The sequence below is a fragment of the Deltaproteobacteria bacterium genome, assembly GCA_016208165.1.
Classification (GTDB): Bacteria; Desulfobacterota; Desulfarculia; order JACQYL01; family JACQYL01; genus JACQYL01.
This window is the reverse complement of sequence record JACQYL010000118.1, coordinates 15,685-35,438: the sequence shown is the minus strand read 5'-3', so window position 1 is coordinate 35,438 and position 19,754 is coordinate 15,685. Positions and strand designations below refer to the sequence as shown.

The following is a 19,754-nucleotide window of genomic DNA, read 5'->3' as shown; positions in this document are numbered from 1 at the left end:
TCATTTGTTTGCCAACATGGTGGGCGCCATCAGATCTTCCCGAAATTACCGGGCCACGTTTCGTTCCCTGTTGCTCTCCTGCGCCTCGGCCTGGGATGTTCTGATCAATGCCGTCAAGAACTTTCAGAACAACGGCGATGTGAACCTGGCGGCTTCCATTGCTTTCTATGCCATACTATCCGCCATTCCGCTGCTCATCGTGACGCTGCTGGCCGCCGGGATCGTCTTCGGCTCGAACCCGACCATCCAGGCGGAACTCTTCCGCGTAATCCACGAATTCCATCCGTATTTCACCGGAGACCTGATAGGCCGACTGGGAGAAATCGAAGAAAAGAGCAAAGTGTTGGGCTGGATCGGAATCATCGGCTTGATCTGGTCCTCCTCCCTCATCTTCAATTCCCTGCAAACCGCCCTTGGAATCATTTTCCGTTCCCAGAGGAAACAGAACTACTTCGTAGGCAAATTGCTCGCCCTATCCATGATCCCCATCGGCTGGGGGATCGCGATTGCCAATGTGGTCATCACGTACACGGCTTCCATACTCGAACATTCTTCTCTTGTAGTCGAGGGTGGATGGCTCCTCCGGACGATTTTCCACAGCGGCATTTTTCGCTATTTGCTCCCCTACCTCGTGCTTGTGGCGTTCTTTACATTTGTATACAAAGTGATTCCTACGACCAAAGTCCCGATGACCAGCGCGCTTGCGGGCAGCGCACTCTTTTCGGGGCTGATGGAGGTTACGAAACATGTATTCACCTGGTACATCTCCAGGAGCGCCAAATACAACATCGTATACGGATCCTTGGAAACCGTGGTTGTCCTGGTGATCTGGGTGTTTTACGTATCGCTGATCCTTCTTTTCTGCGCCGAACTCATCTCCTCCTACCAGAAACGGGATCTCATTCTTCTGGAAAAAGCTCTGATCCACTCCGGAGGTCGCAAATGATCCTGGACGAGCGCTTGTTCCGTCGTTTTGGAAGGCTGTATCCCAAAGGCACTTATATTTTCAGGGAGGGCGATGCCTCAACGGAAATGTATTACATCCTTTCCGGGAAGGCGCTGGTCTTGAAGCGGGTCGGCCGGGTCACAAAAGTACTGGCGGAGATGGGACCGGGGGAATGCTTCGGCGAGATGGCGACATTGATCAGCGACAGGCGGACCGCCTCGGTCCGTGTACTGGAGGACAGCAACATTGCCGTGATCCAGGCCGAGACGTTTCGGAGTCTTCTTCGGGAGAGCGAAGAGGTCTCCCTGCTGATGCTGAAGGAATTGGCCGAAAGGCTCAAACAGACGAACCTGGCTCTCGAGGAGACCGCCCAAGCCCGATTCAGGCTCGGGATCGTTCTGTATCTCATGGAAGAGTGGCCCCTACCGCCGGATCGAGAACCCATAAGTGAGCTGGCGGGAGCTATTGGAAAAGATCCGGAGGAAATACGAAGCGTTCTCGAGGGATTGGCGGAACAGGGCATTCTTGAAATGCGGGACGGCTCCATAACGGAATTCAAAAAAGAACGGGTACGCCCGCTCATTCGGATAGGATGACGCAGGAAAGCCCTATTTCCGGAAGACCGTTCTCGTCCGCGATCACAACCCGACAGGCCGGGGGCGCTCACCCCGTGATCCGAGACCCGTTGCCCATTTCCCGAAATGTCCGCTCGAGTCCCGGCCTGCGGTGAGCATCGCTTCAGCTTCAGCGATCGCTCGGAATCAGCTTTTGCCCTCGAAATAGTATCCTTGCACCAATTCACGAACGATTTTGTCTGCCATCCGTCCTATTTCCACAAGGTCGTAGCCCCCGGTGTTGGTTTCCGCACTGATCACCAGGGCTGAAGTCGTATCGATGATGCGGGCGTCGATACGAAGGATGTTGCCGATTTTCATCACGCTTCCGGTAATCACCGCATTGGCGCCGAGAAGCTTTCCAGCCTGGGCTGCCGTCTCGACCATCCCTGTTTGCTTGAGTTCGAGCTCCCGAACCACTTTGTCCAACTGTTCGCGCTCGATAATCTTGAACGCCCGTGAATCTACCAGCGAGGTGGTGAATATCTCCGAAATCATTCTGCCCAACTGGTCCTTCTTGGCCTCTTCATTCAAACTCTGGAATTCCAGGACCCCAATGGTCACCTGTTCCTCTTTGGGAATGGACTTCGTGCTCATCTCAGGCTTAGCCTCAGGCTCAGGCTCTGAAGACCCTGCGCCGCTGACCAGGGAATTGTGAACCCACGAGCGCTGTCCGTCCGGCAAAGCTACCAGGTACCAGTCGCCCGTGGCGCCCTCGATCGACAATTCCGTACCCCTGTAGACGATCTGTACGATCCCATACTGCGTTCCGGGTCCCGATCGGGTATTCGATGAGTTCGAGGTGACCTTCACGGTGCCGCTCATAGGCCGGTCCGCAGTGAGAACGGGTCCCAAAGAGGCCCGTTCGGATGCAGGCGGTGGAGAACTCTGCTCTCTTGCCGCGGAAGGAGGTGGAGGCGTATAATCGCTTCGAACTTTCACCTCACGCGCGACCAGTTGTCCGCTTTTCTTGAAATAGACGATTTCGACGGTGTCTCCGTTTTGGGGTCTGTCCGGCTGGTATTCGGTCTTGAAGCCAACGGTGAAATTGGTGGTCCTGCTTGACTCGAAAACGTAGACCTTCAGGTACCCTTTCCGTGTCCAGCGATTTACCTCGAGATTCTCGACACGCCCGTAAGCTTTGAACATCTGGGTTTCGGCTACCGCTGAGGTAACCATGAGTATGGAAAAAAATAAAGACGCAACAAGACTCAAAGACCGTGGAGCAAATGAAGCCATGTCTTGGACTCCTCAGTATTTGGGGGTTCCTAGATGGGTTGGTAATACATACTCTAACATACTTCCCGGTAATAAACAAAGTTTCGATAAAAAAGCGCCCAAAAGAACTTGAGGCTCACGGAACTCATTCTAAATGACGCCCAATGCCTGAATCCGTTCGCGTTTATCGCCCCATGAGGAAATCCGCCTGCGGCCGCGTCCGTTCGGTATCCGATATTGCCAAAATTGCTGATTATAGACCCTCTCTACGACAACGCGTGGGTCTGTTCGTCATACCGTTTAGAAAAAACGGACGCAAATCCTTTAAACATATTTTGAGTTGTAAGCACGTACTCGGCAAGCTCGATACGCGTATTCTCACCTAAGGCGTTGAAGCGGCAAACAAAGGTGTCCTCATCCTGGGATTTCTGTAAAGCTCCCCACGCTTCCTCAATAGTTCCTCCCTCGGTGGCCGTATGCTCCCGGAGGACGGCTTCCGCCTCGGCAAGGAGCTGATCCAGAGCGCTTTTGCACTCCTCGACCCCTTGCTTCAGTTCCTCGTAAGTACCGCATTCCCGGATCAAAGGAACTTTCCTTTCGAGGCCCTTCTCCATCGCGGTCACTTGAATTCCCAAGCCAAGCGAGCCATCCGTCGCGATTTCCCTCACGGATAATTCCAATCTCGATTTCATCAAATGTCACTCCCTACCTGACCTTTGCAGGAACAATCGAGCCGGCGCAGCCGGCAACGCATGAAAACGGGTATCCGGACTCAGTTACGATTCTCCTTCGCCGCATTCGCTTAACATGCGTTTTTCCCACGCATCGCAAATGTCCGCCGTGCGAGACTTAGCCAGTCCGGTGTAGGTTCTTGGGTCACGAGCCGCTTCCAGCGCTTTGCTCGGAGCTTTCTTAAAGTATTCTCGAAGCTCCTCGTTGCGTTCGAGCGTCTGGAAAACGGTTTCGTTCGGACTTCGTCCGTGACTCGCCTTCCGCACCCATTCATGTGCGTCATCCAGTCCGGCCAAAGACAGGGAAATGTACAGAGGTTCGGAGCTGATCTCCATCATGGCCGCTTCGAGGTTCTTCTCGATGGCGGAAAGGTTTACGTCCAGTCCGTCCACAACCCAGATCATCCTGGACAGCGCATCAAAGTATCCCACCAGCATCTCGGGCATATAACGGCCGGATGCGCTGTTGGTGAGGTCCCTCTGATGCTCGGAGATCTGATCCAACAGGATGGTTACGACCCTCGGCATGAAGGCTTTGTACTGGCTTTTGACGTGCTCGAGATTCCATGGGTTTCTTTTGTGCGGCATGGTCGACGAGCCCACCTGAGCCGCCCCGAACGGTTCGTAGACTTCGTTGATTTCCGAGCGGTGCAAATGCCGCAGATCGTCCGCCAGATTGGCCAGAACTCCAAACGAAACCGCCACTGAGCAGCCGAAGTACGCGGCGTATTCGGGCTGCACGATTTGAGTGGAATGCATGGCGGGTTCCAATCCCAGGTCGCCCAGAACTTCCCGCTCCACTTCCGCCGGATCGTCCACCATAAGTGACAAGGCATTGTAGGAACCGACAGCTCCGGAGAACTTGCCCGCGAGATTCAGGGCCGCGTCATCCATCTTTAGAACACTCTTGCCAAAACGATCGACGTACCCTGCAATGAAGTACCCGAACGTCACGGGAGAAGCAAATCGGCCGTGCGTCCGTCCAACTTGAACCGTATCCTTTTGTTTACGGGCCAAAACGATCAAAGCAGTTTCGAACGCGAGCGCCGCAGGCCGAACGGCGTCCAGGTAGCAGTCGCGCAATCTGGCCGCATTGGCGGTATCCACTACGTCGAAGGACGTGGCGCCCAAGTGTATATACTCTCTCATCGATTCCGGAAGATGCGCTTTCAACACATTGACCGCGGCTTTCAGGTAATGATGAACTCGTTTATCCTCCTCGTAGACCTCCTCAGGATCGATTTCCTTCGTAACCAAGTCGATTTTACCCGGGAGTTCCGCAGGCGCAAGACCCCGCTTGGATAGGGATCGCGCCAGAGCGCGTTCCACTTTGAAGATGTAACAAATGTTGGCTTCTTCCGACAGATACGGCGAAAGCCGGTCAAAAATCGTATCGTCTCCGCCGTAGTAGCGATAATCCAACGGAGATACACATTTGAAGCGATGCTTCTTGAACAACTGTTCCGTCATGAAACCTCCCAATCCATCTTGGACGCAGATAGGCTAGCGATAACCTTTCATCGCAGCAGCGGTGATTCTCTCTGTTTTTCGTGCTTTCTCGGGGTCCAACTCATACGCCTCGGACCTGAATTTCATCGCGCCTTGCGTGTCACCTATTCCTTGGTACGCACGGAACAGGTAAATCAGGGCGTTTACCCGGTCCGACTCGTAGGCATTCAGTCTGGTGGCCATCTCTCTCAGCTTATATGAATCGCCTTTCCTGAGATAGAGCAGGCACAACATGTCCAGGAGAACCGAGTCATGTTCGTAAGCGCGAAAGGCTTGCTCCGCATGGACCAGGGCCCGGTCGAAGTCCCTTAAGGTAATATACACGATGGCCAGATGTCGGTGCGCATGACGGTATTCGGGATCCACTTCCAGGGCTTTGAGGTAAAGGGATTCGGCTTTGCGGATATCTTTCTCTAATAGCATGATGTTCCCAAGTCCGTTCAAAGCCTGTAAAAACCTGGGGTTGGCGTTCAAAGACGTCTGATAATAGTGTTTGGCCTGTTCCAGGTCGTTTCTCCTCCGGTACGCTTCTCCAAGGCTGTAATAGGACAGATCCGAAGGGCTCACCGCCGCCGTATGCGTCCACAGGGTCATGTCATCGCGCCATATTCCGGATTGTCTGACCGAGAGCACGGAAAAGATCGCAATCACACACACCAGAAAGGCCGGGCCCACATTCCGGCCCACCGCCTTTGAGCGGGCAAAGGCCTTATCGCTCACCTTCAGGGCGGCCATGGTTACCACACAGCAGAAGGCCAGGGAGGATATGAAGATATATCGATCCGCCGCTTGTATGGAAATCGGAATGATCCCGGAAGTCGGCAAGAAGTTGATATAGAACCACGCGATCCAGAAAGCCACAAGCCGGTTCCGACGTAGGAACAGAACAAAACATGCCGCCAAAATCAGTTGGAAAACGGCGCCGATCAGGACGGACGGATCCGTAACCGGTATGCTCCAGTCAAAGGCATACCTCGCGGAGAGCCCTACGGGCGCAACAAGCGTTTTAAGATAGTGCGACAGGACTACATTTACGTCGATAAGCCTTTGCAGCAGGGGTAAATCGGCCAGAATCGTCTTCGTGGTTCCGGCGATAAAACTGAAATACAACGCCGCTCCCACGGCCGGGACCCAAAACGGTATGTGAATCCAGATTCGTTTCTTCCACTGCTCCAGGGAAGGCCGCACAAGGATCAGATCGGTCGCCAGGATCACCAACGGAAGCGATGCCGCGGTGGGCTTGCTTAACGAGGCCAGAAGGTATGAAACAAAGCTCGCTCCAAGGCCGAGATATCGTTTCGATCCTGTCCATGCGTCTATCCGGAGAAAAAACCAGAAACTGAGAAAGAAGAAAAGACCGCAAAGAACCTCCTTGCGCGCGGCCAGCCAGGCCACGGACTCCACATGAAGAGGGTGGGCCGCAAACAGGCAGGCCGTCAACGCCGCCACAAGCCGGGGAGCGAATACGCCCCCTTCCGGGGACAACGGATCCCTGCTCGAGTTCTCGAGCGGGCCTTGCCGCAGGGCGTTTTGGGTCGAGCCGAATCTCTGAAACAGGCGTCTGACGATGGCGTACACCAGCCAGATGTTCAGGCAGTAGAGCAGCACGTTGTGGAGGAAATAGCCCCAGAGGTCCGTCCCGAAAAGCCTTACGTCGATCGAATAGGAGATGTCCCTTAACGGCTGATAGGTTCGTCCGATCTTCGTCATAACCTCCCAGACATAACTCAACGATAAGGGATCGTTCTGGGCCCATTCGATCATGCTCACGTCGTCCCAATGTACCAGTTGATTGCCGTAAATGCCGCTGTACAGAAGGAACCCCAGCAACACCGGTAACATCCAGACGAAGCGGCGCCACCGCGAAACCCCGACCGCGGATGCGGACACGGCCTTCTTCTCCGCCCCTCCGACGGACGCCGGCGCCTGCAACGACGTACGGTTTGCCGTTTCTTCGACGGAAAGCCTCCCTCGCGTCTGTTTCTTTTGCTTCTTCTTCGGTTTTGTCTCCGACTTCATCATATCGCCAAATCAAGATCCGAGAGTTCTAGTCGTCCAGATGGAAAAGTTTCCAGACCATCTCCTCTTTGCGGCCTTCGAGGAAGATCTTGCCCGGATTGAGAATCCCGTTCGGATCGAAGGCCTTCTTAATGCGCTTCATGACGTCTTGACCCAGGTCGTCGATCTCCATGCTCAGGAAAGGAGCTTTTGTAATCCCGACGCCGTGTTCTCCTGACAACGTCCCTCCGAGTCGAATGGTTTCACGAAAAATCCGATCGGCCATGTTGCTCGCACGCCTGGATTGCTCCGGATCCCGCTTGTCCAGCATGATATTGATATGGAGATTGCCGTCTCCGGCGTGCCCGAACGTGGTGATCAACAAATCCTCCTCTTTTCCAATCTCTTCGATTTTGAGCACCATTTCCGGGACGCGGCTTCTGGGCACCACGATGTCTTCGTTGACTTTGTGAGGGGCATAGTGAAAGAGGGCCGGGGAAATGGAACGCCGAAACCGCCACATTTCCTCTTCCTCCGATCGGTCTCTCGCTATGCGAATTGTATGGGCCTCGTTGCGAATCGCAATTTCCTCGAGTTTCGCGGCCTGAAGTTTGACGTCTTCCTGCTGACCGTCGACTTCGGCGAAAATCACGGCTCCGGCGCCTTTGTACAACCCGAGATTCAGGCGTTCCTCCACACAGTGCACCGTTGCCCTGTCCATGAATTCGAGCACGGACGGCACGATTCTGGACATCATGATATCCCGAACAGCGGAAGCGGCTTGGTCCAGACGCCGGAAAGACGCTGCCAGCGTTTTCCTGTGAGGGGGCAACGGAATCAATTTAAGAGCGATTTTGGTGATTACGGCCAACGTACCTTCCGAACCGATCAAGAGGCGGGTCAGATCGTAGCCGACCACCCCCTTGGCCGTCTCGACACCGGTTTTGATCCGTTCCCCTGTCGGCAGGACTGCTTCCAGACCCAGCACGTAGTCGCGCGTTACCCCATACTTGACGGCCCGCGCCCCTCCCGCGCACTCGGCGACATTTCCTCCGATCGTCGAAACGTGAAGACTGGCCGGATCCGGAGGATAGAACAGGCCGCACCTCTCAGCCTGTTCCTGAAGGTGGCCGGTAATCACGCCCGGCTCCACAATAGCGACCATGTTTTCTTCGTCCAGTCGCAGGATTCGATTCATGCGCGACAGGGCTAAGATCAGGCCGGACTTCACCGGTAAAGAGCCTCCCGTCATGCCCGTTCCCGAACCCCGGGGAATTACGTAGAAACGTCTTTCATTCGCCATGCGCATTATGGCGCCGACGTGTTCCGCCGTGTCCGGAAAGGCAACGCCCCAGGGCATGAATCTGAGTCCGCTGGCATCGTATCCATATACAGCCAGGTCTTCTTTCCGGATCAATACGCGGTCTTCACCCAGCAATGAGACGAGTTCTCGTTTGATGTCACTCGTTGAGGATTTCATACGTTCGAATAACCATTGGCGGAAGAAAATAACGGAAGCCGGGCTCCCCGGGTACTCGTTCGCCGGCTGTTATGAATAGAATCGGGCTCGGCGCCCTGCGCTCCGATGCTCCACAGACCACGACCTACGGGCTAACAGATCCACCATACCATATCGAAACATTCGATGGAAAGCGGCAAACGGACTGGCTGGGCTGAAGCGCGCGGCGAGAAGGTTGAACGGCCGCGCCGACAGAAAAAAGGAGAGGACAGGATCGTCAGTGGACCCTGGTATTCTTACCGACTCTGAGCGTCTCCGCCAAAAACAGGTCTTTCAACTTTCGCTCCAGAAGATTGACCTGATGTTTGGTTTTGTAGTTCTTCCGCATCTTTTTCTGCAGGGAGTTCAATGCATAAAGTACGCTGGCATGGTTCCGGTTGAAACTTTTTCCAATCGCATCCAGAGTGAAGTTCGTGTATTTCCGACAGAGATGCATGGCTACGGAGCGAGGAAAGACAATATTTGCCTTTCTTGATTTGGATTTCAAATCCTCGACGTCCAGGTTGAACTGCCCGGCCACAAATTCCTGAATGGTTTCCGCACTTACCGACTTCTTGTTTTCCACAAAGCCTTGCACTACCTCCTGGGCCAGTTCCAGGTTGATAGGTCGGCCTTCCAGAGAAGACTTGGCATTCAGACAGATCAGGCTGCTTTCCAGCTCCCGGACATCGTCCCGGATATGTTCAGCTACAAACTCCAGTATTTCCCTGGGCGTTGGGACTTTGAACGTTCTTGCCTTCTTGTCCAGAATCCTTACCCTCGTTTCAAAGTCGGGTGAACCTATCCGGACCATCAGCCCGGAGTTTAGCCTCGAGCGTAACCCGTCATGCATGTCGCTGATGTCTTTCGGAAGCTTGGAACTCGTAAGCACGACCTTTTTGTTCGAATTGATAAGTGCATCCAAAGTAAACGCAAATTCATCTTGGGTTTTACTCTTTCCGCCCAAGAAATGGATTTCCTCGAGCAGCAAGACATCACAACAGCGTCGATACTTCTCTTTGAAGGTATCCATTCGTTTCAGTTTCAACGACAAAATCATTTCATTAATGAAGTCTTCCGTAGTCAGATAATGCACACGGCTTTGGGGCTCCCGGCTGAGAATTTCTCTGCTGATGGCTTGACACAGGTGACTCTTGCCCAAACCTGTGGAGGATAATAAGTAGACCAGACTCACCCCTTGATCCATGCCTTCCGAAACGTTTTTTGCCGCATTGTAAGCAAAATGATTGCTCGCTCCGGTCACGAACCGGTCGAACGTGAATGCCGGATTCAGAAGCGGCCTGCAGGAAATCGGTTCCGACATGGCGGGCAGAATCAGTTGGCAGCCGTTTGTTCGGCTTGACGGTTCCGCCGAGTCCTTCCGAGGTCTTATATCCTTCGGCTTTAACACCTCGAGGCGTATCTCCGGAGGCGCTACAACGGCCCTGGACAGCTCCTCCTGAAAGACAGGCAGGTAATTGTCCCGAATCCAATTAATAAAAAACCTGTTAGGGCATCCGATCGTCAGTTTTCCGTCTGAACCGTCCACAAATTTGATGGGTTCGATCCAGAGCTGGTACCTGTGCGGGGGCATCTGGCTCTTCAACGATCCCTTTAGCTGAGTCCACAGCTGTTCCATGACATCGCCTTCCATAAGTCGGTTGAAGCCAACGATTAAACGATTAATGGACGCCTAAGAAGAGTAACTGTCTGTAAGATTGGGTTGCCCGAAAGAAGATGTATCATGAATAGAGTAAGCTTCGATTCCTGTCAAATAGGGTTAATCGTGATCAGCGCCAATCCCGGACCACGGAATCGCACATAATGTAACATATTGAATTACCAAGCTAAAAATTGAAGCTCCTCCGTTTCTCCTTGAACTGCGGGGGATTTTACGGTCTCTTACTTCCGTAGAGTTACCAAGGGATTTCGATACACGGACCCAAATGTTAAGAACTTTGTCATTGTTCAAATCCTCCCATTTCCTCCGTGTAACATCTTTTTCCGCCTTTTTTCAGATCTCAGGCGCGACGCATCGTGCAACCGTCTATAATGTTTGATAAAAGAGATCTCCCCCAAACTTGGGCCGGGAAAATATATCTGGCAATAATGTTGCAGGAATGTTACATCCTGAAATCCTTCGGAACTTTCAATGTCACAGGAATTCTTTTGCCTTCACGGCGGCTCTCTGTTAAACAAACTGAAGAATAGTTTCCCACTCTCGAACGGGAGAACGAACCTACGAAAATGAATTCAACACGCCCTTTTGTTTACATTGTGGATTGTCCTCTTGAAGAGCAACCGGTTTGCGGATGGTCCTTCTACTGTCGTCCGATACTCATTTTTGTTCCTCCGGGACCGTTGCCCTTCCCTCGAATTCAAGAATTTGAAACACACTCTTTTCTTAGAGTGCATCGCGCTGAAGGAGCGCCGGAGGAAGAGGTCCGAAGGCTGCTTAGGGACTGGGAACGATGGGCTCGAGACCACGAGGCCATGGACTGGAACGCCCTCAAGGCGCTTGACGAGGTCCGTTCCGTCGAATCTCAGAACCTGCCGAGTTTAATGAAGGAAATCAGACGATTTGGCTCTGACACAACCTCCGGAGCCGGTCAACGGGTCGAGAACCGGACGCTGCTTCTGCATCTCGCGCGCCGACTCTGGAAGACAGAGCGCGAATGCAGCGACATACTTCATGAGGTAAGATCAAAGGAAGACGCCCTAAAGGACATTATCGACGCCTCGGACTCAGAGCAACTCTTCTCGACCAACCTCGATTTCGAGGCCACCGTCGATTTCGACGCGGTTCTAAAACGGCAGCTAAGGGCATGGGGGCACTTCTATGGGCCCGTGCGACCGCCGGCTGCCCATTATGTAACAGACAATCAATTTCTGTCGCGCCACCTTTCCGCCCATCTCGAATCCGTCGAAGTGGTTCGTTTCAGGCTGCCTCTGTTTGAAGGGTATGGGCCGGCGCAACTCGAAGATGCGTTTGAAGAGATTGAGAAACCGCTGCTTGGCCAACTCCATTCGTGTTTCGATGAATTGGCTCGACTAGCTTCTTTTGCTGAATTGAATGCCGGGGATCTGGACATACTCTCGGTTCGTTTCACCGAGGCCTCCCAATCCATTATTTCCGCGGCCGGGGAAGGCGGTTTCCCATTGAATACGGACAAGGACCTGTCCGTGAGGGTCATGCTGGTGCAAAACCGGGGTCTCGATCAATGGCTGTTCGGAAAGCTCGAAGGAAATGAAGGAGCTGAATCCCGGATCGAAGCGGATGGATGGGCCGCCGTCTTCACTGTGGAAACCTGAACCGGGTATCGCACCTGCTACGATCTAAACACTCATTTTCCCTGTCCCGTACCTCGAATCGCGGAATCGCCGCGATACGGGACAGGGTCGCAATTCCAGAGACCTCATTCCGGACGAACGTGGTGAGATCCGGAATCCAAAAAAATTCAATGAACCCATAGGATTCCGGATCCCTGGCGGCGCCGCGGGAGACCGCAAATCGGGACATACGCTTGCTACGCCGGGATGGCTCGAAACAGCGATCTCCTCGGGGGTATTGTGTGCAATCGTTTCGCGGTGTACGGCCCTTGAAATGGGTCGCGTTTCCGGGTGTATTCTGAACCTTCCGGGACCGCGGATAATGACGCCCTGAACGGCATCCTGACGTTAAATATCCGCTCTATTCGTCTCAGTTGCTTGACAACAAACCATGGTTGATGCAAAAGTTCGATGAATCCTGATTCGCTGTTCCCATGGCTCTACGAGCTGTCAAGTGATTGAAAACGAACGTTGTGGAAATCCGGCGATGAAATCCATTACGGAAAAGGTCAGAGACGGCGCCGGAGATCGTCGTTGTTCCGGACCCCCATAGTGTGAAAAGACACCCTGAGGGATTTGAGGGTGAAAGCCGGTTTAAGGACTTGTTACGAGTTACGTGAGTCTGAGGTTAATTCGACATAACCACTGAGGCCATAGGGAAGGAGTGTTCATGGAACAGGTAAAGGTGTTTCTCAATGAAGCTGACATGCCCACGCAATGGTACAACATATTGGCGGATATGCCGACTCCCATGAAGCCGCCATTGCACCCGGGCACTGGTCAGCCGGTGGGTCCTGACGATCTGGCCCCCATTTTTCCGATGAAATTAATTGAACAGGAGGTCAGCTCCGAGCGTTGGATTGACATTCCTGAAGAAGTGCTTGGCATCTATAAGATTTGGCGCCCCACCCCCTTGTACAGGGCGCGCCGTTTGGAGAAGGTGCTGAAAGCCCCGGTTCGTATCTATTATAAGAACGAAGGAGTCAGCCCTCCGGGATCACACAAGCCTAACACGGCCGTTGCTCAGGCCTATTACAACAAGATGGCCGGAACAAAACGGATTGCCACCGAGACCGGAGCCGGTCAGTGGGGAAGCGCGCTTGCGTTTGCCTGTAATTTTTTCGGCATCGAATGCCGGGTATACATGGTAAAAGTCAGCTACCACCAGAAACCGTACCGCCGCCTGATGATGGAGACCTGGGGAGCGAATTGCGTCGCGAGCCCCAGTTCGGATACCAATGCCGGACGAAAGATTCTGCAACAAAACCCGGATTCGCCGGGAAGCCTGGGCATTGCGATCAGTGAAGCGATTGAAGACGCCGTATCGAGCGGAGGAGCATCCAAATACTCTTTGGGCAGCGTGTTGAATCATGTCCTTCTGCACCAGACCATCATCGGATTGGAAGCCCAAAAACAGATGCGCATGTTGAACGAATATCCGGACGTGGTGATCGGATGCGCCGGAGGGGGGAGCAATTTTGCAGGCCTCTGCCTGCCGTACGTCCGGGACAAGATCGGTGGGAAACAGATCCAGATTATTGGAGCCGAGCCCACAAGCTGTCCAACCATGACCCGAGGGCCTTTCGCTTACGACTTCGGCGACACGCTCCAAACCACCCCGCTCCTGGCCATGTACACCCTGGGGCACGACTTTATCCCGGCTCCGATTCATGCCGGAGGTCTTCGCTACCACGGCATGGCTCCCATCATCAGCCATCTGGTTCACGAAGGTCTGGTGGAAGCGAGAGCATACGATAACCTGAAAACGTTTGAAGCCGGTGTTCAATGGGCAAGAACGGAAGGCTTCATACCGGCCCCCGAGACCAACCACGCCCTGGCTTGTATCCTGGACGTAGCCAGGCAGGCAAAAGAAGAGGGCAAGGAAAAGGTCATTCTGGCCAACTGGAGCGGACACGGCATTGTGGATCTGATGGCGTACGATGCATACTTCTCCGGAAAACTGACCGACTACAAGCTTCCAGACGAAGAGATTCAACGGGCGTTGGAAGCGATCAAGGGTTTCCCACCGGCTGAATAGGTTGTTATCTACACTATGCTTAGTAACCGATTCGGGAGAACGATACTCTCCCGAATCAACCCTTTTTCATACTTTTTGTCATACATTCTTGTAACGAGGGATTCTTGTCATCATCGACCTTGCATCAGCAACATGACGAACTTCTAATCCGATGTCCCAAACTCGGCGCCTTGATTACGTTCGCTTATTGCCGGATTGAGGTTTCGGGACTGCCGTGCACCCGCGCCCTCGCTTGCTGGAGAGATCGATTTCCGGTGGAATCTTTTCTAAAAGAGATTCTGACCGAGGTGGAATGGAAAAAGCAGTTTGATGCTCCCGCCAAACCCAAGCTCACCTCTTTGCTTGAACTCATCGACACCGCCCTTAACAACACTGCCGCTTCAAAAAACACGGATAAGGAATAGCGGACAACTCCCTTCTTTATATCCCGCAAAGGCTTTAGGTCTTCGGACCAAAAGTTTCTTTTTCTTGGCATGTCGCCAGATACTAAGAAGTATCTTGATTTGTTAAAAAGATTGTGCAACGATAGAGCAACAAGAGAAAGAAGTTAAGAGCGCCTTCCTCATGAAGAAAGGAGAAGCGTTATGATGAAAGGCCTTCACAAATGGGTGTTTCTTTCTGCTTTTCTATATCTTTTGATTTTGCCTTGCATTGTGTACGGCGCGACAAGCAACTGCACGGTGGTACCGAACCTCAGGTTTGAAAAAACGGTGGGGTTGGGCGACGAGTGCGGAACGGAACACTATCTCATCGTGGAACCCGGCACCGAGGTAACGTACTGTCTGACGGTGGAAAACCCTCCCGATGGGGGTGGGGATTGGACGTATTATATCGTCTCGGATCCCCAAAGCGGACTCAGGTGGCCCGCCACGGGCAGTCAGTCGGCTGCTTTCCCTCAAGACGGGTACCCTCCCGTGCCTCAGCCTGGAGATCCTCCGATCCAGTTCACGTGGAAGCGGACGATTAACAGTACCGGAAGCATAGACAACACGGCCTTCCTAACCATCGGCACCCCCGAGGTAGATGAAAATCAACAACCGTGTGTCGTGGATGAGGAAGACCGGGTCCGAGTGTTCTCCCGAACGATCCCCGAGGATGGTGGAGGCAACCCGGAACAGGTCCCCGGAATGACCGGAGGCGGTCTGGCGGCTGCAGGCATTCTATTGATTGTAGCCGCAGTCCTCTTTATCCGGCGCCGCCATACCCACGGCCTTTGATAATCAGGCGTAGCACCAACGAAAAGGCGAACCGAGGTTCGCCTTTTCGTGTTCCGCTGTCCTATTCGGACACGCCCGACCGCACAACAAGCGCACGCCATACCGCGCGGCTAATACTCAATCCCCTTTCGCGCGTCGACGCCTGTGTAATAGGGATGCTTGATCTGGATCAATTGAGTTACATAGTCCGAAAGCGCCGCGACCTCCTGCGGCAAAAAGGCTCCAGTGAGAACCAGCTCCGTTTCCTCCCGTTTCCCCACAATCAGTTCCTTCAGCTGATCCGGTTTCACCAGATTGAAGTACAAAGCATCTAGAATCTCGTCGCAGATCAGAAGGTCACACTCGTTCCGCGAGTGTTCATATGACCAGGCCATCGCTTTCTGAGCATGATTGTAGTGTTCCGCCTTGGGTCCTTTGGGCAAAATGAAAGGCATCGTCCCGGGACAGAGGTATTGCATCCCCGGCAGTTGTTTCAGGACCCCCACCTCCGCCGAATCCCCGGATTTCATGAATTGAACGAACGTGACCTTGCCGCCGGCGCCAACCATTCGCACGGCCAGACCCACGGCCCGGCTTGTTTTGCCGGGTCCTGTTCCGAAGACAGAGTGGACCAAGCCTTTCCTGCGTCTCTTACCGGGTTCGTATTTCTGATTTTCGTACACGGCAAATTGTACTCCTGAAGGATATCAAAGGCCCCGCCCCGCCGTCGACCTCACCACGTCTTGGACGGCACCCCGTCTATATGGAGGCTCGTTTCTCGTCGCCCCGTTCTTCCAGCTTGGGGAGAAGTCTTTTGACTTTATGGATGTGTTCTTTGAGCCCCAGCTCTTTGTGCCCCAACCCCATGGCCAGGCCTATCAGCTGAGAAATATACAACGTGGGAAATTCATAGCTCTCTTTGTACTTCTTTTTGATCATCACCTGGCCCAATTCGAACTGCTCGAAGCACGATGCGCACGCAACCGAAATGAGTTCCGCGCTCGAGGCGTTGATGTAGTGCAGTTTCTCGCGAAGGATGTCGTACGAACCGTCTTCGTCCACGTTTGCACCCAGAGGATACCCGCAACACAAGAACCTCCGCATGAAATCTACGGGCTCCCCGCCTAAAACCTCGATGATCTCTTCCATCGAGGTGGGTACATAGCTGTGCGCGGGAGACAGGAATTCCGGATAAAGGATGTAGGAGGGTCGAAACAGGTGGCAGCCATAGTGGCACGCGATCTTCATATTCAAGTTGTACACGCACTTTTCGGCAATGGCGTCCAGACCGACGTCGTCATAGAGCGCGTCCAGCAAGTGTTTGATTTGTATGGTGCCTTCGTACTGTTTTCCAACCTTCTTGAGTATGCGGTTCACCTTGCGACGCCGATTCGGCCTTTCCTGCATAATATGGTTCGCCTCTTTGAGCGTGCTGACGCAGCCGGTGCACGTCGTCAAGATATTCAAACCCTGCTCTTCGGCTATACAGAGGTTACGCACCGCCAGGGCCAACCATGAATCGTAATGCACGAGTTTCATGTTGGAAGTGGGCGGACAGCAGCTGAAAGGCAAGTCCACGAGCTCTACATTCAAGATCTCGGCCACAGCCCTTGTAGCACGTTCAAAATGCGGATATTTTGTCGGAATGACGCAACCGGGAAAAAAGGCGTATTTTAATGACATCTTACGGGTTCCGTATACGAATTGGCAGGTTAGAGAACTATTTTCAGATCTTTGAAAAATCCCGTCTCCGTGAGAATCCTGGAGACTTCATCGGTGTCGATCTCCTGCAAAGGCGGCAAGCCGTAACGTTCGCGTTCACGCTCGACCCGGAACGTGAGCAGGGATCTTCCCGTCTTGGCGATTTTCTCGACGGCGAATTTTACCTTTTCCGGAACATTGCCTTTTTGTGCGCCGATGTTTCAGAGCCCGGTCAACAGTTCCGGTATGTTGATTTCCTGCGGACACCGATCTTGGCACACCATACAAGTGGTACAGTACCAGATGGCGGGGTCTTCGATGACGGCCTCCTGGCCCTGCTGAAGGCATTTGAGCAAGATTTTCCGCGGTCCCAAGCCATGGTGGGCCAGAGTAGCCGGACAGCTTCCACTGCATCTGGAACACTCATAGCATTCATAAAGCTGGCTTCGATCGAATATGGTCCATACCTTTTTGACGGACATAATCAAGGCTCCTTCCCGAGAAACTTCTCGTATGCAGCACGGGTCTTTTGAAGCTCTTTCCCGGAAACCTGCTCGAGGTGATCCGCCATCTTTTGGATGACCCCCGCAAAACGGCGCCCCTCGGCTGCGCTGATCCAAGCCAGCTGTAAACGATCAACGTCGAGCCCTTTTTTCTGCATCTCCTTCCAGAGCCGCTTTACCCGCTTTTCCGTCTGCATGTTGGCGTTGATATAGTGGCAATCCGCCGGGTGGCAGCCACTGACCAGCACCGCGCCGGCTCCCCGGGCAAAGGCAAACCGGATGAAATCCATGCTGACCCTTCCCGAGCACATGGTTCGAATAATGCGCACCTGGGAAGGATATTGAATTCGGCTCACCCCGGCAAAGTCAGCGCCGGCATACGAGCACCAGTTGCAACAGAAAGCCACGATTTTCTTTTCCGAGGCTTGTCGGGTTACGGAAGCGATCTGAGCATAGATTTGCTCGTCGCTGTAGTGACGCATTTTGATGGCCCCGAATCGGCATTCGGCGGCGCACGTTCCGCACCCGGCGCACGAGGCTTCAATAATATGGATGACTCCCGTTTCGTCGTCCTTACGAATCGCCTTATACGGGCACACTTCGACGCACATCCCGCAACCGGTGCACTTCTCGGGGTCCGCGCGAGCGGTAATGGCCTCGACCTTCACCTCGCCCCGAGTCATGAGAATGCCCGCCCGGCTGGCGGCCGCGCTGGCCTGAGTGACGCTGTCCTTAATGTCCTTCGGTCCTTCCGCGCCGCCGGCCAAAAAGATGCCGCTCGTGGCCGTGTCCACCGGTCTGAGTTTGGGATGAGCTTCAAGAAAGAAGCCGTCTTTCCCCGTCGAAAGATTCAAGATTTGCTGGAGATGCTTACTGTCCCTCCGGGGTTCGATGCCTACGCTCAGGATCGCCATATCCACCTGGTACTTATACCACTCGCCCAGGAGCATATTTTCACCGATAAGAGTGAGGTCGTGGGTTTCCGGGTCCTCGATGATCTCTCCGGGAATGCCGCGAATGAATTCGACGCCCTCCCGCCTTGCCCGTCGAAACAGGTCTTCGAAGCCCTTTCCGAACGCGCGTATATCGATATAGAAAACTTTGATCTCCGTTTCGGGCCAGTGCTCTTTGATCAACAGGGAATCTTTGATGGTGTTCATGCAGCAGATATTGCTGCAATATTTGTTGGCGCGAGTGGATCGGGAGCCGATGCACTGAAGAAAGGCCACCCTTTTGGGCGCCGTCTGGTCCGAAGGCCGGATCAAATTTCCCTGAGAGGGACCGCCGGCATTGATGAGTCGTTCGAACTCAAGACTGGTAATGACATTGGGAAACCTGCGGTACCCGATTTCCGTGAGGGGAGAAGGATCATACACATCCACCCCGGTGGCCACGATGATGGCGCCGACGTCCAGTTCGAGTTCTTCCTCCTTTTGGGAGAAGTCAATACAACGGGCTTTGCAGGCGTGAAAACACTTGTCGCACGCCACGATCCCTTCTTTATTCAGGCATAGATCCATGTCGATCACATACGACGAGGGCACGGCCTGAGCGAAAGGGATGAAAATGGCGCGACGTGTCGAGAGACCCTCGTTAAATTCATCGGGAGCAAGTTGGGGGCATTCCTTGACGCAATCCCCGCAAGAGGTGCAGTCATCCGTCACGTAACGGGCTTTACGTCTTACTTTCACTCTAAAATTGCCTACATACCCTTCCACCTTCTCCACTTCACTCATGGTAAGCAATTCAATGTTGGGATGCCGACCCACCTCCGCCATTTTCGGGGCGAGTATACAAATAGAACAGTCCATGGTGGGAAACGTCTTGTCGATCTGGGCCATACGGCCGCCGATGCTCGCAGTGCGTTCCACGAGGTAGACCTTGAACCCGGAGTCCGCCAAATCCAGGGCGGCCTGAATGCCGGCAACTCCACCGCCGATCACCAGCGCCCGATCGATTACGGGAACGGAGCTTTCGACCTGTGGCTCCAGAAGCCTCGATCGCGTCACGGCCATCTGAACCAGGTCCATGGCCTTTTGAGTCGCGCCCTCTTTGTCGTAGAGGTGCACCCACGAGCAGTGTTCCCGGATGTTGGCCATCTCGAACAGATAGGGATTCAATCCGCTTTGCTCACACGCCGCCCTGAAAGTGGGTTCGTGAAGACGGGGTGTGCACGAGGCAACCACCACCCGATTGAGATCCTTTTCCCGAATGGCCTTTTTTATCTCCTCCTGGCCCGGCTGAGAGCACGTGTAGAGATTTGCGGAAGCGAATGCCACATCCGGAAGTGTCGCGGCGAAATCGGCCACTTTCTGTACATCCACCACGCCGCCGATGTTCAGTCCGCAATGACATACAAAGACGCCAATTTTCGGCTTTTCTTTCAATTTACCATGTGTTACGTGCAACTCGCACCATCTCCTTCTCATGTGGAACCGAAGACCCTAGACCTCTGACTCCCGTTCAGATATG

At 53.7% G+C, this 19,754-nt stretch carries 16 protein-coding genes; 6 read left to right on the top strand and 10 right to left on the bottom strand.

The annotated features are described in order from the left end of the window. The first annotated feature begins 4 nt into the window (after window positions 1–4). Together HY788_21080 and HY788_21075 are read left to right on the top strand one after the other, a co-directional pair. On the top strand, window positions 5–946 hold the full coding sequence (locus HY788_21080; GenBank protein ID MBI4776637.1) for a YihY/virulence factor BrkB family protein: 942 nt from the start codon (window positions 5–7) through the stop codon (window positions 944–946). Then, the gene (locus HY788_21075) at window positions 943–1,542 is read left to right on the top strand and encodes a Crp/Fnr family transcriptional regulator (protein ID MBI4776636.1); all 600 of its coding nucleotides are present in this window, start codon (window positions 943–945) and stop codon (window positions 1,540–1,542) included. Before HY788_21080 ends, HY788_21075 begins: the two co-directional genes overlap by 4 nt. Before the next feature lie 165 nt (window positions 1,543–1,707). On the opposite strand, the gene HY788_21070 is transcribed toward HY788_21075, so the two are convergent. The 6 genes from HY788_21070 to dnaA form a co-directional block, all read right to left on the bottom strand. Further along, window positions 1,708–2,799, bottom strand: coding sequence for an SH3 domain-containing protein (locus HY788_21070; protein MBI4776635.1), 1,092 nt, complete (start codon window positions 2,797–2,799; stop codon window positions 1,708–1,710). Window positions 2,800–3,044: 245 nt separating this feature from the next. Continuing rightward, window positions 3,045–3,470 (bottom strand): hypothetical protein, encoded by a 426-nt coding sequence (locus tag HY788_21065; protein ID MBI4776634.1) that lies wholly within the window; start codon window positions 3,468–3,470, stop codon window positions 3,045–3,047. Between the two features lie 84 nt (window positions 3,471–3,554). Beyond that, on the bottom strand, window positions 3,555–4,979 hold the full coding sequence (locus HY788_21060; protein ID MBI4776633.1) for an adenylosuccinate lyase: 1,425 nt from the start codon (window positions 4,977–4,979) through the stop codon (window positions 3,555–3,557). Between the two features lie 33 nt (window positions 4,980–5,012). Next, window positions 5,013–7,040, bottom strand: coding sequence for a tetratricopeptide repeat protein (locus HY788_21055; GenBank protein ID MBI4776632.1), 2,028 nt, complete (start codon window positions 7,038–7,040; stop codon window positions 5,013–5,015). A 25-nt stretch (window positions 7,041–7,065) separates the two neighbouring features. Further along, complete coding sequence (locus tag HY788_21050; GenBank protein MBI4776631.1) at window positions 7,066–8,496, bottom strand: FAD-binding protein; 1,431 nt, start codon at window positions 8,494–8,496, stop codon at window positions 7,066–7,068. 256 nt (window positions 8,497–8,752) lie between these two features. Beyond that, window positions 8,753–10,153 (bottom strand): chromosomal replication initiator protein DnaA, encoded by a 1,401-nt coding sequence (gene dnaA, locus HY788_21045; protein MBI4776630.1) that lies wholly within the window; start codon window positions 10,151–10,153, stop codon window positions 8,753–8,755. A gap of 608 nt (window positions 10,154–10,761) precedes the next feature. On the opposite strand from dnaA, the gene HY788_21040 reads away from it, so the two are divergent. The 4 genes from HY788_21040 to HY788_21025 all read left to right on the top strand — a co-directional run bounded on the left by HY788_21040 (window position 10,762) and on the right by HY788_21025 (window position 15,099). Next, window positions 10,762–11,826, top strand: coding sequence for a hypothetical protein (locus HY788_21040; protein MBI4776629.1), 1,065 nt, complete (start codon window positions 10,762–10,764; stop codon window positions 11,824–11,826). A 688-nt stretch (window positions 11,827–12,514) separates the two neighbouring features. After that, window positions 12,515–13,882, top strand: a complete 1,368-nt coding sequence (locus HY788_21035) for a TrpB-like pyridoxal phosphate-dependent enzyme (protein ID MBI4776628.1) — start codon at window positions 12,515–12,517, stop codon at window positions 13,880–13,882. 119 nt (window positions 13,883–14,001) lie between these two features. Continuing rightward, window positions 14,002–14,286 carry a hypothetical protein gene (locus tag HY788_21030; GenBank protein ID MBI4776627.1) on the top strand — a complete coding sequence of 95 codons (285 nt, stop codon included), beginning with the start codon at window positions 14,002–14,004 and terminating at the stop codon, window positions 14,284–14,286. Window positions 14,287–14,466: 180 nt separating this feature from the next. Continuing rightward, a complete protein-coding gene (locus tag HY788_21025; GenBank protein ID MBI4776626.1) occupies window positions 14,467–15,099 on the top strand; it encodes a hypothetical protein in 633 nt (210 codons plus the stop codon). Between the two features lie 110 nt (window positions 15,100–15,209). Here HY788_21025 and HY788_21020 read toward each other — a convergent pair whose 3' ends face one another. The 4 genes from HY788_21020 to HY788_21005 form a co-directional block, all read right to left on the bottom strand. Further along, complete coding sequence (locus tag HY788_21020; protein MBI4776625.1) at window positions 15,210–15,761, bottom strand: cob(I)yrinic acid a,c-diamide adenosyltransferase; 552 nt, start codon at window positions 15,759–15,761, stop codon at window positions 15,210–15,212. 76 nt (window positions 15,762–15,837) lie between these two features. After that, window positions 15,838–16,761: a CoB--CoM heterodisulfide reductase subunit B gene (locus HY788_21015; protein MBI4776624.1), complete on the bottom strand. Its 924-nt coding sequence runs from the start codon at window positions 16,759–16,761 to the stop codon at window positions 15,838–15,840. Between the two features lie 239 nt (window positions 16,762–17,000). Beyond that, window positions 17,001–17,261, bottom strand: a complete 261-nt coding sequence (locus tag HY788_21010) for a 4Fe-4S dicluster domain-containing protein (GenBank protein MBI4776623.1) — start codon at window positions 17,259–17,261, stop codon at window positions 17,001–17,003. Window positions 17,262–17,263: 2 nt separating this feature from the next. Beyond that, window positions 17,264–19,711 carry a hydrogenase iron-sulfur subunit gene (locus HY788_21005; GenBank protein ID MBI4776622.1) on the bottom strand — a complete coding sequence of 816 codons (2,448 nt, stop codon included), beginning with the start codon at window positions 19,709–19,711 and terminating at the stop codon, window positions 17,264–17,266. Window positions 19,712–19,754 lie beyond the last annotated feature (43 nt).

What these genes read in the sequence shown, in the direction of transcription:
- HY788_21060 (MBI4776633.1), bottom strand. Translation starts at nt 4,979, where the DNA reads ATGACGGAACAGTTGTTCAAGAAGCATCGCTTCAAATGTGTATCTCCG.
- HY788_21065 (MBI4776634.1), bottom strand. Translation starts at nt 3,470, where the DNA reads ATGAAATCGAGATTGGAATTATCCGTGAGGGAAATCGCGACGGATGGC.
- HY788_21035 (MBI4776628.1), top strand. Translation starts at nt 12,515, where the DNA reads ATGGAACAGGTAAAGGTGTTTCTCAATGAAGCTGACATGCCCACGCAA.
- HY788_21075 (MBI4776636.1), top strand. Translation starts at nt 943, where the DNA reads ATGATCCTGGACGAGCGCTTGTTCCGTCGTTTTGGAAGGCTGTATCCC.
- HY788_21010 (MBI4776623.1), bottom strand. Translation starts at nt 17,261, where the DNA reads ATGTCCGTCAAAAAGGTATGGACCATATTCGATCGAAGCCAGCTTTAT.
- HY788_21050 (MBI4776631.1), bottom strand. Translation starts at nt 8,496, where the DNA reads ATGAAATCCTCAACGAGTGACATCAAACGAGAACTCGTCTCATTGCTG.
- HY788_21070 (MBI4776635.1), bottom strand. Translation starts at nt 2,799, where the DNA reads ATGGCTTCATTTGCTCCACGGTCTTTGAGTCTTGTTGCGTCTTTATTT.
- HY788_21040 (MBI4776629.1), top strand. Translation starts at nt 10,762, where the DNA reads ATGAATTCAACACGCCCTTTTGTTTACATTGTGGATTGTCCTCTTGAA.
- HY788_21025 (MBI4776626.1), top strand. Translation starts at nt 14,467, where the DNA reads ATGATGAAAGGCCTTCACAAATGGGTGTTTCTTTCTGCTTTTCTATAT.
- HY788_21015 (MBI4776624.1), bottom strand. Translation starts at nt 16,761, where the DNA reads ATGTCATTAAAATACGCCTTTTTTCCCGGTTGCGTCATTCCGACAAAA.
- HY788_21005 (MBI4776622.1), bottom strand. Translation starts at nt 19,711, where the DNA reads ATGAGAAGGAGATGGTGCGAGTTGCACGTAACACATGGTAAATTGAAA.
- HY788_21055 (MBI4776632.1), bottom strand. Translation starts at nt 7,040, where the DNA reads ATGATGAAGTCGGAGACAAAACCGAAGAAGAAGCAAAAGAAACAGACG.
- dnaA (MBI4776630.1), bottom strand. Translation starts at nt 10,153, where the DNA reads ATGGAACAGCTGTGGACTCAGCTAAAGGGATCGTTGAAGAGCCAGATG.